12 protein-coding genes are annotated in these 13653 nt (G+C 64.0%); 2 read left to right on the top strand and 10 right to left on the bottom strand.

Translation table 11 applies throughout. From position 1 onward, the window contains the following. Nucleotides 1–11 precede the first annotated feature (11 nt). Complete coding sequence (locus AB6802_RS01765) at nucleotides 12–1370, bottom strand: LLM class flavin-dependent oxidoreductase (RefSeq protein ID WP_371008276.1); 1359 nt, start codon at nucleotides 1368–1370, stop codon at nucleotides 12–14. Between the two features lie 210 nt (nucleotides 1371–1580). On the opposite strand from AB6802_RS01765, the gene AB6802_RS01770 reads away from it, so the two are divergent. Then, nucleotides 1581–3371 carry a dipeptide ABC transporter ATP-binding protein gene (locus AB6802_RS01770; RefSeq protein WP_371008277.1) on the top strand — a complete coding sequence of 597 codons (1791 nt, stop codon included), beginning with the start codon at nucleotides 1581–1583 and terminating at the stop codon, nucleotides 3369–3371. Nucleotides 3372–3433: 62 nt separating this feature from the next. Here AB6802_RS01770 and AB6802_RS01775 read toward each other — a convergent pair whose 3' ends face one another. The 7 genes from AB6802_RS01775 to AB6802_RS01805 form a co-directional block, all read right to left on the bottom strand. Next, nucleotides 3434–4501, bottom strand: coding sequence for an ABC transporter ATP-binding protein (locus AB6802_RS01775; protein ID WP_371008278.1), 1068 nt, complete (start codon nucleotides 4499–4501; stop codon nucleotides 3434–3436). 3 nt (nucleotides 4502–4504) lie between these two features. Continuing rightward, complete coding sequence (locus tag AB6802_RS01780; protein ID WP_371008279.1) at nucleotides 4505–5353, bottom strand: carbohydrate ABC transporter permease; 849 nt, start codon at nucleotides 5351–5353, stop codon at nucleotides 4505–4507. Continuing rightward, nucleotides 5353–6276 carry a carbohydrate ABC transporter permease gene (locus AB6802_RS01785; RefSeq protein ID WP_371008280.1) on the bottom strand — a complete coding sequence of 308 codons (924 nt, stop codon included), beginning with the start codon at nucleotides 6274–6276 and terminating at the stop codon, nucleotides 5353–5355. Before AB6802_RS01785 ends, AB6802_RS01780 begins: the two co-directional genes overlap by 1 nt. Before the next feature lie 182 nt (nucleotides 6277–6458). After that, nucleotides 6459–7736 carry a sugar ABC transporter substrate-binding protein gene (locus AB6802_RS01790; RefSeq protein WP_371008281.1) on the bottom strand — a complete coding sequence of 426 codons (1278 nt, stop codon included), beginning with the start codon at nucleotides 7734–7736 and terminating at the stop codon, nucleotides 6459–6461. A gap of 25 nt (nucleotides 7737–7761) precedes the next feature. Then, the gene (locus AB6802_RS01795; protein WP_371008282.1) at nucleotides 7762–8964 is read right to left on the bottom strand and encodes a PLP-dependent transferase; all 1203 of its coding nucleotides are present in this window, start codon (nucleotides 8962–8964) and stop codon (nucleotides 7762–7764) included. After that, nucleotides 8961–9692: a FadR/GntR family transcriptional regulator gene (locus AB6802_RS01800; protein ID WP_371008283.1), complete on the bottom strand. Its 732-nt coding sequence runs from the start codon at nucleotides 9690–9692 to the stop codon at nucleotides 8961–8963. The genes AB6802_RS01795 and AB6802_RS01800 overlap by 4 nt, the downstream gene beginning before the upstream one ends. Nucleotides 9693–9835: 143 nt before the next feature. Then, entirely contained in the window at nucleotides 9836–10528 is a 693-nt protein-coding gene (locus AB6802_RS01805) for a DJ-1/PfpI family protein (protein ID WP_371008284.1), read from the bottom strand. Between the two features lie 101 nt (nucleotides 10529–10629). Here AB6802_RS01805 and AB6802_RS01810 point away from each other — a divergent pair, with 101 nt between their 5' ends. Continuing rightward, a complete protein-coding gene (locus AB6802_RS01810; RefSeq protein ID WP_371008285.1) occupies nucleotides 10630–11577 on the top strand; it encodes a GlxA family transcriptional regulator in 948 nt (315 codons plus the stop codon). On the opposite strand, the gene AB6802_RS01815 is transcribed toward AB6802_RS01810, so the two are convergent. Then, nucleotides 11530–12576 (bottom strand): helix-turn-helix domain-containing protein, encoded by a 1047-nt coding sequence (locus AB6802_RS01815; protein ID WP_371008286.1) that lies wholly within the window; start codon nucleotides 12574–12576, stop codon nucleotides 11530–11532. The genes AB6802_RS01810 and AB6802_RS01815 overlap by 48 nt on opposite strands. 238 nt (nucleotides 12577–12814) lie before the next feature. Continuing rightward, nucleotides 12815–13630: a dihydrodipicolinate synthase family protein gene (locus tag AB6802_RS01820; RefSeq protein WP_371008287.1), complete on the bottom strand. Its 816-nt coding sequence runs from the start codon at nucleotides 13628–13630 to the stop codon at nucleotides 12815–12817. Nucleotides 13631–13653: the final 23 nt, after the last annotated feature.

The following is a 13653-nucleotide window of genomic DNA, read 5'->3' on the forward strand; positions in this document are numbered from 1 at the left end:
TGGATCCCTCCTCAGGATACGGCGCGCTGATTGGCGCGCTGCTCGGCAAAGCGGTTGGCGGGGCGGGCAAGCCCAAAGCGGTCGCGCAGCGTTCCGGGCGCGTATTCGGTCGGGAAGACACCGCGGCGCTGCAATTCGGGCACAACCTGCTCGGCGAAATTGATCCAGTCCTCAGGCAGCAGCGGGAACATCAGGTTGAAGCCGTCGGCGGCGCCTGACTCGAACCAATCCTGCAACTGGTCGGCGATCAGCTTCGGCGTGCCGGCAACGGTCGGCACCGAGCCGCTGTTGGCGAGCTTGCGCGCGATCTCGCGCAGGGTCAGATTCTGCGTTGCCCACTGTTTGACGCGGTTGAGCGAGGTGCGCCCGCCATTGAAGGTGCTTTCATCGGGGAGCGGCGGCAGCGGGCCATCCGGCGGATAGACCGAGAGATCGATACCGCTCCAGCTCGACAACAGGTCGATGCCGACGCGATCCGGCAGCAGGCTCTGGAGGTATTCCTGCCTGTCGCGCGCCTCGGCCTCGGAGGCGGCGACGATCGGCAGGATGCCCGGCAGGATCTTGAAGCTTTCCGGCCGCCTGCCGTGACGTGCAAGACGATCGTTGATGTCCTCACGGTACCTGATGCCGTCTTCCTTGCTGCTGTAGATGGCGAAGTGAGCATCGGCATGGGCGGTGGCGAAGTTCTTGCCGTCCTCGGAAGAGCCGGCCTGCACGATCAGCGGGTGGCCTTGCGGCGGCCGCGAGACGTTGAGCGGGCCGCGCACCTTGAAATGCGCACCGCGATGATCGAGCACATGGACCTTGTCCGGATCGGCGAAATAGCCGGTTTCCTTGTCGATAAGCAGGGCTTCGTCTTCCCAGCTGTCCCAAAGCCCCTTGACGATATCGAGGAATTCGACGGCGCGCTGGTAGCGGAAAGCATGCTCGATGTTGCCATCGCGGCCGAAATTGCGCGCCTCCTCATCCATGGCCGAAGTGACGACGTTCCAGGATGCCCGGCCCCGGCTGATATGGTCGAGCGAGGCGAACAGGCGCGCCACATTGTAGGGCTCGCTGTAGGAGCTGGAGGCAGTGGTGATGAGGCCGATATGCTTGGTGACGGCGGCCAGCGCCGACAGCAGCGTCAGCGGCTCGAGGCGGGCATTGGCGTAGTGGGCAACGCCGCTCTTCACCGAATCCCAGATCGACACGTGATCGGCGACGAAGATGGTGTCGATCCTGGCGCGCTCGGCCGCCTGCACCAGCTTACGATAATAATCGAAGCCCAGCACTTCCCGTCCAGGCGCGCGCGGGTGGCGCCACGACATGCGGTGATCGCCCTGCGGGTTGAAGAAGAACGCGCTTAGGATCAACTGATTTCGCGCCATGCCGGCCTCCTTGCAAATCTGCTGGGGGAGACGGCGGCCGCACCGATCGGCACGGCATCAATCTCCAATTTGCAAAGGCTAGATTGCGTTCGGCTTTAATTCGAGTAATTTTATAGAGACAATCTACTAAATAAGCGGAAGCGATTGCCCTGGATTAGGGCACCGGCAGAAAGCGATTTCGAGGTTTGCATGTCTCCTTCGGTGCTGAATGTGGAAAAACTTTCCATCGCCTATGATGGGAAAAGAGGATGGCAATCCGCTGTCGACGGCGTGTCGTTGTCTGTCGGCGAGGGCGAAGCGCTCGGCCTGGTCGGCGAATCCGGCTCGGGCAAAAGCTCGGTGGCCATGGCCATCCTGCGCTATCTGCCCGGCAATGCCCGCGTCGCGGCCTCGGCGCTGCAGTTCCAGGGGCGCGAAATGCGCGACCTTTCCGGCGCGGAACTGCGCAGTTTGCGGGGGAACCGCATCGCCGCCGTCTACCAGCATCCGGGCGCGGCGCTCAGCCCGGCCATGACGATCGGCCGGCAGATCGGCGAGACGATCATGCGCCATCGCTCTGTTCGTGCCGAAGAAGCCCGCTGGCGTTCGGCCGAGCTGCTCAAGCGTGTGCGGGTCAGCAATCCGGAACGGGTGCTCGACCTTTACCCGCATGAATTGTCCGGCGGCATGCAGCAGCGCGCCAACATTGCGATCGCGATCGCGCTCGACCCGGCGCTTTTGGTGATGGACGAGCCGACGACGGCGCTCGACGCCAGCGTGCAGGCCGAGATAATCGCCATCCTCGACGATCTGCGCCGCGACCATAAAACCAGCCTTCTGCTGATCAGCCACGACATCAACCTCATCCGCCGCTCCTGCGACCGCGTGGCGGTGATGCAGTCGGGCGCGGTGGTCGAGACGGGTGCTGCCGGCGACGTGTTCGAGAACCCCGCCCACGCCTACACCAAGGCGCTGATCGCCTCGATCCCGGCGCTCAATTTCACCAAACGCGACGGCCGGCTGGCGGAAGCCGGCGTCGGCGTGCACGCCTGGACAGACGTGCCAAGCGAAAACGGTCTGACAGCGGAACGTCCGACGGCCATCGCCTGCAAGGGCATCAGCCATTCCTTCGGCAGCCAGCCAGTGCTGCATGATATCGATCTCACCATCGCGCAAGGCGAAACCTTCGGCCTGATCGGCGAATCCGGCTCCGGAAAATCGACGCTCGCCCGGATCGTCACCGGGCTGCAGACGCCAAGCCAGGGTTCCGTCGAGCTGTTCGGCAGGACGGTCGCTTCGCGCGCGGAGAAACGGACGGCGGGCGACCGGCGCGATGTGCAGATGGTCTTCCAGTCGCCGGACCGCACGCTCAATCCGCGCCACCGTATAGGCAGGATCCTCAGCCGGCCGCTGCGCCGGTTGGCCGGCCTCGACAGGCCCGCGGCGCGCGAGCGGATCGGCGAGCTGCTGCGCTCCGTTCGGCTGGCCGGCACGACCGCCGAGCAGAAGCCGCGATCGCTGTCCGGCGGCCAGCGGCAAAGGGCGGCGATCGCGCGCGCCTTCGCCGGTGCGCCGAAAGTGGTGGTGCTGGACGAACCGACCTCGGCGCTCGACGTCTCGGTACAGGCGACGGTGCTCAACCTGCTCAACGATTTGCAGCGCGACAAGGATACGACCTACCTGTTCATCAGCCACGATCTCAAGGTGGTGCGCTACATGGCCGACCGCATCGGCGTGCTCTATCGCGGCCGTCTTGTCGAAACCGGCTCCTCCGAACAGGTTTTTCGCGGGCCCAACCACCCTTATACGAAGCTGCTGCTCGCGGCATCTTCGGACGAGGTGCCGGCGATCGTTGTTCAGACGGCAACTCCGACCGAGACCGCGTCAAACAGCGGCTGCGCCTTCGCCGACCGCTGCCCACTTGCCGCGCCGGCGTGCCGGGAGGCGGAACCCGCGTCGATCGATCTCGGCGATGGGCACCTGATCGCCTGCTGGCGGACGGATGCGCTCTCGGCAGGTTAGAGCCCCTTTGTTTTGTCGCAATTCCTGACGGAAAACCGCTACACACTTTTGCTGGAATTGCTTTAGCCGATGCGGTTGCCGCTCTTCGGGTCGAAGAGGTGCAGCGCTGCCGGGTCGGCGGCGAGGCGGATCGTATCGCCCGGCTTCACGTCGCTGCGGCCCATGACGAAGACGCAGATCTGCTGGTTGGCCAGCTGGACATAAAACTGTGTCGACAGGCCGAGCGGTTCGACCACGCCGACCTCGGCCTTCAGCGCGCCATCGTCGGCGAGCTTGATGTGTTCCGGCCGCAGGCCGATGGTCAGCGCATCGCCGTCCTGCAGCGGCAGGCCGTCGGGCAATCTGAGCTTCTGGCCGTCGGCGAGCACGGCGTCGGCCTTGTCGCCCTTGGCGACCTTAGCCGGCAAGAAATTCATGCCGGGCGAACCGATGAAGCCGGCGACAAACGTGTTGGCCGGTCGGTCGTAGAGGTCCAGCGGAGGGCCGACCTGCTGGACATAGCCGTCATGCATGACGACGATGCGGTCGGCCATGGTCATCGCCTCGACCTGGTCATGCGTGACATAGACCGACGTCGTCTTGAGCTGCTGGTGCAACGCCTTGATCTCGGCGCGCATATGGACGCGTAGCTTCGCATCGAGATTGCTGAGCGGTTCGTCGAACAGGAAGACTTTCGGGTCGCGCACGATGGCGCGGCCCATGGCGACGCGCTGGCGCTGGCCGCCGGACAATTGGCGCGGCAGGCGGCCGAGATAGGTGTCGAGGCCGAGCCGCTTGGCGGCAGCACCCACCCTGCTGTCGATCGTCATCTTCTCGGCCTTCTTGAGCAGCAGGCTGAAGCCCATGTTCGAGGAGACGTCCATGTGTGGGTAGAGCGCGTAGGACTGGAACACCATGGCGATGTCGCGATCCTTGGGCGCCACGTCATTGACCAGGCGTTCGCCGATGTGGATCTCGCCGCCGGTGACTTCCTCCAGGCCGGCGATCATGCGCAGCAGCGTGGACTTGCCGCAGCCGGACGGGCCGACCAGCACGACGAACTCGCCATCGGCGATTTCGAGATCGACGCCGTGCAGGATGCGCAGCGCGCCATAGTCCTTCTCGACGTTTTGCAGCGTGACGGAAGCCATCTTTTATCCTTTGACCGCGCCGGCGGTGAGGCCGGTGACGAGATAGCGTTGCAGGAAGGCGAAGAAGATGCAGACCGGGATCAGCGCCAGGATCGAGGCTGCCATCATCTGCCCCCAGTCGACGGCGAATTTGCCGATATAGGTGAGCAAACCGACGGCGAAGGTCTTCTGCTCATCGCTGGAGATCAGCATCAGCGCGAACAGCAATTCGCTCCAGGCGGCGGTGAAAACGAAACCGAGCGTCGCGCCCATGCCGGGCAAGGTCAGCGGCACGATCACCCGGCGCATGGCCTGGGCGCGCGTGCAGCCATCGATCATCGCCGCTTCCTCGAGGTCCTTCGGGATGCCGTCGAAGAAAGACTGCATGAGGAAGGTGGCGAAGGCCGTGTTGAAGGCCGTGTAGATGATGATTAGGCCGACCAGGCTGTTGGTGAGACCGAGGTCGCCCATGATGCGGTAGATCGGCGGAATGACCATGACCAGCGGGAAGGTCTGGGTGAGCAAGAGCAGGATGGCCAAAGTCGCCTTGCCGCGAAAGGAGAAGCGCGACATGGCGTAGCCGGCAAGTGTGGCGATGACCGTCACCAGTGCCGCCGTCGACACCGAGACGATGACGCTGTTCAGGAAATAGCGCGGGAAGTCGGAGGCTTCGAGCACGGTGACGAAGTTCTTGAACGTCGTCTGCGACGGCCAGAAGGTGATGCCCTCGGAATAGAGCAGGCGCTCGGGCGTCACCGAGATCTTCAGCGTCCAGAAGATCGGGAACAGCGCGAAGACCACATAGGCAGCCACCGCCGCGTAAAGGCCGAGACCGCCGATGATGCGTGAGGAGGTGGAGCGTCCGGCGATCATCAGACGTGCCTCACCAGCAAGCGGCGAATGGCAATCAGCGCGATCGCATAGGCAATCAGCAGCATCAGAAGCAGCACCGCGACCGCCGAGGCATAGCCTTTGTCCAGCGACTTGAAGGCGCTGACATAGATGTAGACCGGCACCGTGCTGGTCGAGCCGGCGGGCCCGCCTTCAGTCATGACGAAGATCAGATCGGCGAAGGTAGCGATCCAGATGGTGCGCAGCATGACTGTGATGACGATGGTCGGCGCCAGGAAGGGCATCGTCACCTTGGTGAAGCGCTGCCATGGCGAAGCACCGTCGATCGCCGCTGCTTCATAGAGTTCCGACGGGATCGACTTCAGCGCCGCCAGTAGCGTGATGGCGAAGAAGGGGATGCCGAACCAGATGTTGGCAACGATCGGCCCCCACATGGCGGTGGCCGGATCGGACAGAACGTTGGTCGGCTCGGCTTTCAGCCCCAGTGCGAACAGCCAGTGCGGCAGCGGCCCGATGATCGGGTTGAACAGCCATGCCCAGGTGAGGCCGGAGAGGAAGGACGGCACCGCCCAGGGCAGGAAGACCACAGCCTGCACAATCTTGCGACCGTAGAAAGGCTTGTCGAGCAGCAGCGCGAGGCCGAGCCCAAGGAAAAACTGGAAGAACAGGCTGGCCACCGTCCACCACAGCGTGTTGACCAGCGCCTGGCCGAGCACCTGGTCCGAGAACATCGCCTGGTATTGGGCGAGGCCGACATATTGCGACTTGAAGGCGGAGAATTTGCGAAAGGAATAGCTGATACCGATGATCAGCGGCACCAGCAGCACCAGGACCAAGAGAACGATAGCCGGCGAAAGATAGAGCCACGGCTCGATCGTGGCCTTGCTCAGCCGCTTCTTGCGCGGCCGGCCGGCGGATCGGATTTCGGAAACGGCGTAGGTCATATAGTGCTCTACGGTGATGAGTGGGTGCTAGTGTCAAAGCGGCGCCCTTCTCCCCGTTCACGGGGAGAAGATGCCGGCAGGCAGATGAGGGGCGGCGCTAGCTTCTCAGAAGTCGGCGCTGCCCCTCATCCGGCCCTATCGGGCCACCTTCTCCCCGTGAACGGGGAGAAGGAAAGGAGGCGTCACTTCTTGTTCTTGGCCAGCCAGTCCTGCTGTTCCTTGGTCAGGAACTTGGCCCATTCGTCCGCGACGTCCTTGGCCTGCTTCTGGCCGAGCAGCACTTCCTGGAAGTTCTTGATCGCCACCTGGTCGACGAAGTTGCCGAGGTTCTCAAGATGTGTAGGCGGCGTCACCATTTCATATTTGGAGCTGTCGCTGAGCTCGGTGAACCAGCCCTTGAACTGCTCGGTCTTGAAATGAGGATCCTGGTCGGCGCCGTTGTGGATCGGCACGACGCCGACTTCCTTGGCCCATTCCAGATTGTCCTTGGGCGACAGAAGCGTCGCCATCAGCTTCCAGCTTTCATCCTTGTGCTGTGAATTGGCGAACATCGCCCAGCCGGCATAGCCGAGCGTCGGATAGGACTTGCCGCTTGGACCGACCGGCAACGGCGCCACGGCGAAGTCGTCGGCGCTCATCTTGTCGGCGATGCCGAGCAGCGCGTCGGGATCCTGGTTGAGCATGGCGCAGGTGCCGGAATAGAAACCGGTCACCGTCTCGTTAAAGCCCCAGCTCACGGCATCCTTGGGCGCCAGGCCGTTCTTGTACATGTCGGCCAGCATCTGCAGGCCCTTGACCGAACCTTCATCGTTGATGGTCGAGACGCCGTCATCGGTGAAGTAACCGCCCTTGCCGTCGGCGATGTTCATGAACATGTGCATGCCGTTGAAGGCGCCCGGGCCGCCGCGCAGGCAGTAGCCGTATTTGCCCGGGATGGCCGAGATCTTCTTGGAGTCCGCGACGAAGTCATCGAGCGTGGCAGGCGGGCCGTCGAGGCCGGCTTGCTTGAACAGCTTCTTGTTCCAGAACAGCGCGTTCACGTAGTAGCCGTAGGGAATCATGAACTGGGTGTTGTTGACGGTCGAGCCGAACTGCTTGGCGCGGTCGCCGAGCGTCTTGGCGTCATCCCACTTGGCCATGTAGGGCCCGAGATCCTCGAGCTGGGCGTTGTTGGCATAGAGGCCCATCCAGCGCTCGGGCATCTCGACGACATCGGGCGTGTCGCCGGCCTGCACCATGGTCAGGAATTTTTCGAAAGCCTGGCCCCAGGGCAGCGAGATCACTTCCACCTTGATGCCCGGATTGGCGCTCTCGAATTCGGCGATCTGCTTCTTGAGGAATTCGGTGCGCGGCGGGCTGGTGATGACCTCGACCAGCTTGATGGTGGTGTCAGCCAGCGCGCCGCTGGCGGAAATCGCCAGACCGGCTGCGGTGGCAAGCATGATGCTCAGTCTCTTCATGTTCAAAACTCCCATTTTGGACGCGTTATTTTTTTGCTTTGTCGAAGGCCTGGGCAATATCGGCCCAGAGGTCCTCGACGCTTTCCAATCCGACATTGAAGCGGATGGTTCGAGGGCTGACGCCGAAGCGCGCCATCGAATTGATGCCCGGCGTCTGCTCGAGCGAGGCCTTTGCCGGTACGACCAGGCTTTCATGGCCGCCCCAGCTGACGCCGATGCGGAACAGTTTCAATGCGTCGACGAAAGCCGGAATGTCGACGTCCTCCGTCACCTCGAAGGAGAACAGTCCGGCATAGCCGGCTAAAGTCTTCTTGCCGGGGTGATTGGAGTAAACGGGATGATTGACCCGCTCGACCTTGCCATGCGCCTTCAGCCGCTCAGCGATGGTCAGCCCGCTCTTCATATGATGCGGCAAGCGGAGCGGCAGCGTGCGCAGGCCGCGCAGCAGGAGCCAGCCCTCGAAAGGCGACAGCTTGGCGCCAAGCTGTGAATAGGTCTGCTCGTTGATGTGCTTGATGTGCGCCGCCGAGCCCGCCACGACGCCGGCGACGGTGTCACTGTGGCCGCCGAGATATTTCGAGGCCGAATGCAGCACCAGATCGACGCCATGCGAGATCGGCTTCTGAAACACCGGCGTTGCCCAGGAATTGTCGATGGTGGTGACGATGCCTTGCTCCTTGGCCAGCCGCGTCAGATGCGCCAGGTCCTGCAGCTCGAACATCATCGAGGTCGGGCTTTCGAGATAAAGCAGCTTGGCGCCGGGAAGGGCCGCGGCAACTGCATCCGGGTCGGCGCCATCGACATAGTCGACCTTGATGTTGAGCCGCGGAAACAGGCGCTCGAACAGCCGGTAGGCATCGCCATAACAGTTGCGCACGGCAACGATACGCTCGCCGGCGCCGACAAAGGCAAGCAGCGTGGCGCTGATCGCCGCCATGCCGCTGGAGAAGCCGCGTGCGGCTTCAGCACCTTCCAAGGCCGCGACACGCGCCTCGAACTCCATCACCGTCGGATTGTCGCCGCGCGAATAGGTCGGCTGCTTCCTGCGGCCGGCAAAGGTGTCGGCCATGTCGGCATAGCTGGCGAAGGTGAAGAGCGAAGTCTGGTAGATCGGCGGCACCACGGCGTTGCCGGGGAACGGATCGTCATGCGCAAGCAGCGTCGCCGCCTCGGCGAGGTAGTCGCTGGCCAGGGAGGCCGGGTCGAAGGTGTTTGGCTGCTCGTTCATTTGCGATCCGAAAGTTTGAGGTTGGCGGCGCCGCGCTTCAAATCGTCCTCGACGGTGGCCATGAGCTTCAGCGCCTCGGCACGGGCGCCATCGGGGTCATGGGCGGCAATGCATTCGAAGATCGTGCGGTGATAGGGGAAACTGGCATGGCCGAAATCGCGCACGCCCAGCGGATGCTCCCAGAAGCGATGGAAGAGTTCGTGCATGGCAGCGATGATCTGCTCAAACAGGGGGTTGCCGGAAGCGCGGTAGACCGCCTGGTGGAACTCCCAGTCCTCCTCCGACGACATCCCGGCGCGGGTCCGAAACGCCTCTTCCATGATGTCGAGCTTGCGCTCGATCTCGGCGATCTCGGCCTTGCCGGCACGGACGGCGCACAGAGCGGCGGCCTCAGCCTCCAGCGCGCGGCGGATTTCCAGCGTGCGCATCAACCCGGTGAAATCATTGCCGCCGGCAAGCGTCAGCGGCATGTGCAGCATATCAGATGAAACGGCCGCCTTGAGATAGGTGCCGGAGCCTTGCCGCCTTTCGACGAGACCCAGCCCCTCCCAGCGCGTCAGCGCCTCGCGCACCGTGTTGCGGCTGACCTTGAGGCGCTCGGCCAGGATGCGCTCGGTCGGCAGCTTGCCACCCGGCCCCAGCGCCTCCTGCCGCACGAAGCCCACCAACGCCTTCAGCACCGCGTCGTCGCGGGCTGTCGTCTGGATGGGTGGCAGAAAATCGGTCACGCCGAAGCCGTCCAAAGTGGTTCAATGGTCCAACCAATTTCTGCATACACGAACGGACGTGTCAACAGTTGAAACGCGACAGGGCCGAATGGCGCGGATATCCGCCATTCGGCCCTGCCATCTCGCTTTGGATTCGGCGACGGCTACGCGATCTTGACTGCGCTCGCGTCGCGCCAGCGCGCGAACATTTCCTCACGAACCCGTCGCGACGCCGCGAGCCGCTGCTTTGCCTGCGCCAGGACCGCAGATGAAGCCTCGGCCGGCGTGCCCGATTGGAAAGGAGGAGCCGGCGCATATTCGAGCGACAGCTGCACGATCTCGGCTTCCTCCTGTCCGAGAAGCCTCGCGACCAGCGCCAGGCCGAAATCGATCCCCGAGGTGACGCCGCCGGCGGTGATCAGCTTGCCGTCCTCCACGATACGCGCATCGACAGGGATCGCCCCGAACTCCTCCAAAAAGTCGTGCGCGTACCAGTGCGTGGTCGCCCGCTTGCCCTTGAGCAGCCCGGCCGCGCCGAGCACCAGGGCGCCGCTGCACACCGAGGTGACATAGCGGACCTGCGCCGCGCGTTGCCGCACGAAATCGAGCACCGCCTGGTCCTCCAGCAGCGCGTTGACGCCGCCCCCGCCTGGAATGCACAGCACGTCGAGCGGCGGGCAATTGTCGAAAGTCGCCGTCGGCATCAGGGAGAGACGCGTCGAAGACATCACCGGATTGCGGTCCTTCCAGATCAGCTCCACTTCGGCGCCCTTGGCCGATGCCAAGACTTCATAAGGGCCGGTGAGGTCGAGCTGCTGGACGTTGGGAAATACGAGGATGCCGAAACGAAGGGCCATGGAAATCTCCGTGGTTGACTCGGGACAGGTTGACTTCGGGCAATCTACGGCATCATGGTTTGGCACGATTGCCATTCACCCCTCGTTTCAGGCCAAACCCAATGCGCCGCATCGAAGTGCTTGCCTACCCCGACGTCCAATTGCTCGATGTCAGCGGACCACTTCAGGTTTTCGCCAGCGCCAATGATTTCAGGATGCAGGCAGGCGAACCAGCGCCATACGAGGTCCTGGTCGTCGCCGCCTCGCCGCGGATCAGGACATCGGCCGGTCTGGTGCTGGAGGCAGCCGCGCTGCCGGCGCACGGGTCGGCGATCGACACGCTGGTCGTGCCCGGCGGATGGGGCGTCAACGCAGCCTGTGAGGATCGCGAACTGATCGATTGGCTGGCCAAGCGCTCGCGCGACGCCACGCGCACTACCTCTGTTTGCAGCGGCGCCATGCTGCTGGCGACGGCAGGCCTGCTCGACGGCCGCCGCGCTGTGACCCATTGGGGACGCTGCGCGGAGTTTGCGCGACGCTTTCCGGCGGTCCGTCTCGAACCCGATCCGATCTTCATCCGTGACGGCAATATCTGGACGTCCGCTGGCGTAACGGCGGGGATCGACCTCGCTTTGTCGCTTGTCGAGGCCGACCTTGGCCGGCCTATGGCGCTTGGCGTAGCGCGCGAGCTGGTGGTCTTCATGAAACGCCCCGGCGGCCAGGCGCAATTCAGCCAGACCCTGAAGCTGCAGCAAGGCGACGGGCGCTTCGACCGGCTGCATGGCTGGATCCTCGACAATTTGGCCGGCGATCTGTCGCTGGCGCAGCTGGCCGACCACGCCAATATGAGCCCGCGCAGTTTCTCGCGCCGCTATCGCGAGGCCACCGGTCGGACACCCGCCCGCGCGATCGAGGAAATCCGCATCGAGGCGGCGCGGCGGATGCTGGAGCGAGGCCAGCCCGTCAACCGGACGGCCCGCCGCTGCGGCTTCGGCTCGGAAGAGACGATGCGGCGCGGCTTTCTACGCGTCCTCGGCACCAACCCGCGCGACTACCGCGAGCGTTTCTGATCGCGACTGCTCGCGCCAGGCAGCCGGGTTGCGCGCGGTGACGCGGCGGAACTCACGATTGAAATTCGATTTCGTCTGGAAGCCGGATTCAAGCATCGCCGCGGTCACCGACATGTCGGTTTCGCTGAGCAGCCGGCAGGCCTCGGCGATGCGGAAATCGTTGATGAACTGCGAGACGTTCTTGCCGGCCAGGCGATTGACCGCGCCCGATATCTGGCGGGCCGGCACGCCCACCCGGCGCGCCAGCCGCGACAAGGTCAGGTTCTCGTCGCGCGCCAGCTTCTGCTCGACCAGCAGCTTGCGGACCCTGTCGAGAACCTCGCGATCCTGTGCCGTCGAGGATGATTTTTCGACCTCCTCGGCGGCCGCAGGCTGAGGCTGCGCGCGAGCGGCGACGATGGCCGTGAGGCCGATCAGCAGCAGGCCGAGAAAGTTTGCATTGCCGACGAGGAAGGCCGCGTTGTCGCCCTTGCTCCACGCGAAATCCATGAACACCGCAAAGTCGAAGAAGGCCGATAGACAAAGCGACAAGGCGGCGATGACGAGTGCGCGATGCGCGGCGACCGCGCCGTCGATGCGTGCCTCGTCCAGCGCATCGGGGCCGGCGCGGCCGAGATCGAGCATGGCCAATGCATAGCCGACAAAGATCACGATCAGGGCAGCATCGATCAGGCCTGGGGCAAACAGCACCAACCCAAGCATCAGGACAGGTGGAGCCGCATGCAGCCAGCGCACGCCGCTTGGCTGCGCGGCGCCGCGATGGATCAGACTGCGAAATCCCGCCAGAACGATCGGCGGCAGAGAGCTCGCAACCACCGGCAGCGCATAGCGCAGCTCCGTCATGCCGTAGCCCCAGCGCAGACCGAGAAGCACCGACTGAAGGGCGCAAAGGCCTACCAGGGCAAGGAACGGCAGGCTCGGCCGCTCGGCGCGCAGCATCCGGACAAACAGGATCAGCAGCAGCAGGGCGACGACAAAGGGAAGCGGAACGAAAATCACCGGCGCTCTCAAGAGACAATCAGGTGCAGTGATAGTGGCCCGGATCGCGATTGAGAACGACCTCGATCACGATCGAGGACGCTTTTCGACAGCGAAGCCTCAACGATCCTATGCGTCCGCCATACCTGACCTCACCCGGTGAAGCGCGGCTCCGGCACGCCGCGCACGCCGACATCAAGCGCCAGCAGCGAGCCGGCCATCGACTGGCGCCACAGGTCGGCTTAGGCCCAAAGCCGGACTATCCCGGCAACTTACCCAAACGGACAGCGAAGCGCTCGACCATAGCAAGGCCAACCCCGGTCGGCCTCGTTGCCGGCGCTCGATCGTGGATCGGGATGCCGGCGCGGGCGCCGAACAGCCGCTTGCCGTAGCAGATCAGGTTCTCGATGCCCTGCATGACGAAGACGGCCGCCGGCAGCATCTTTTCGTACGCGGCCTCGGCTGCCGCTTCGTCTCCGGCGCGGAACGCCTCGTAGGCGCGCACGGCATGATCGATGCAGTCCGGCGCCAGGATCATGCCTCGGCAGCCGATGCGGAAATTGTCGATCAGTTCCAGCCCGCCGCGCCCGTTGAAAACCGGAATCCGGCCTTCTGTGCGCTCGATCAGGCCGGCAATGTCGGTGACCGGGCCCTCGCCCTTGACCAGTTTGATGTTGGGGTGAAGCGTGACGAGGTCGCGGATTTCATCCGATGTCAGCCCACGGCCGAAAAAAGCCGGCGCGTTCTGGATCGCCACCGGCAGGTCGGTCGCCTCCGCGACACGGCCGAAGAAGCGGATGTATTCCGGAGCGCCATACGATCCGGCAGGCGGCGGCTGCAGGATCACCCAGTCGGCGCCAATGCTTTCGGCGTGGCGCACCTGTGCGACCTGCTCGGCCACCGATGAGCCGAAGATGGTAAAGGCGAGCGGTACTTTGCCGGCGGTGTCTTCAGCCGTCCAGTCCATGATTGTCCGGCGCTCGGCCTCGGTGAGCTTGGCGACTTCCGTCGCGAGCCCAAGTGCTGCCATGCCGTGCACGCCGCTTGCCAGGCAGATCTTGACCTGCCGGCGCATCGCCGCACGGTCCAGCCGCTCAT

Origin of the sequence: Mesorhizobium sp. RCC_202, from assembly GCF_041355295.1 — a bacterium.
Taxonomy (GTDB): Bacteria; Pseudomonadota; Alphaproteobacteria; order Rhizobiales; family Rhizobiaceae; genus Mesorhizobium.

What these genes read in the sequence shown, in the direction of transcription:
- AB6802_RS01765 (WP_371008276.1), bottom strand. Translation starts at nt 1,370, where the DNA reads ATGGCGCGAAATCAGTTGATCCTAAGCGCGTTCTTCTTCAACCCGCAG.
- AB6802_RS01775 (WP_371008278.1), bottom strand. Translation starts at nt 4,501, where the DNA reads ATGGCTTCCGTCACGCTGCAAAACGTCGAGAAGGACTATGGCGCGCTG.
- AB6802_RS01780 (WP_371008279.1), bottom strand. Translation starts at nt 5,353, where the DNA reads ATGATCGCCGGACGCTCCACCTCCTCACGCATCATCGGCGGTCTCGGC.
- AB6802_RS01785 (WP_371008280.1), bottom strand. Translation starts at nt 6,276, where the DNA reads ATGACCTACGCCGTTTCCGAAATCCGATCCGCCGGCCGGCCGCGCAAG.
- AB6802_RS01790 (WP_371008281.1), bottom strand. Translation starts at nt 7,736, where the DNA reads ATGAAGAGACTGAGCATCATGCTTGCCACCGCAGCCGGTCTGGCGATT.
- AB6802_RS01795 (WP_371008282.1), bottom strand. Translation starts at nt 8,964, where the DNA reads ATGAACGAGCAGCCAAACACCTTCGACCCGGCCTCCCTGGCCAGCGAC.
- AB6802_RS01805 (WP_371008284.1), bottom strand. Translation starts at nt 10,528, where the DNA reads ATGGCCCTTCGTTTCGGCATCCTCGTATTTCCCAACGTCCAGCAGCTC.
- AB6802_RS01810 (WP_371008285.1), top strand. Translation starts at nt 10,630, where the DNA reads ATGCGCCGCATCGAAGTGCTTGCCTACCCCGACGTCCAATTGCTCGAT.
- AB6802_RS01820 (WP_371008287.1), bottom strand. Translation starts at nt 13,630, where the DNA reads ATGCGCCGGCAGGTCAAGATCTGCCTGGCAAGCGGCGTGCACGGCATG.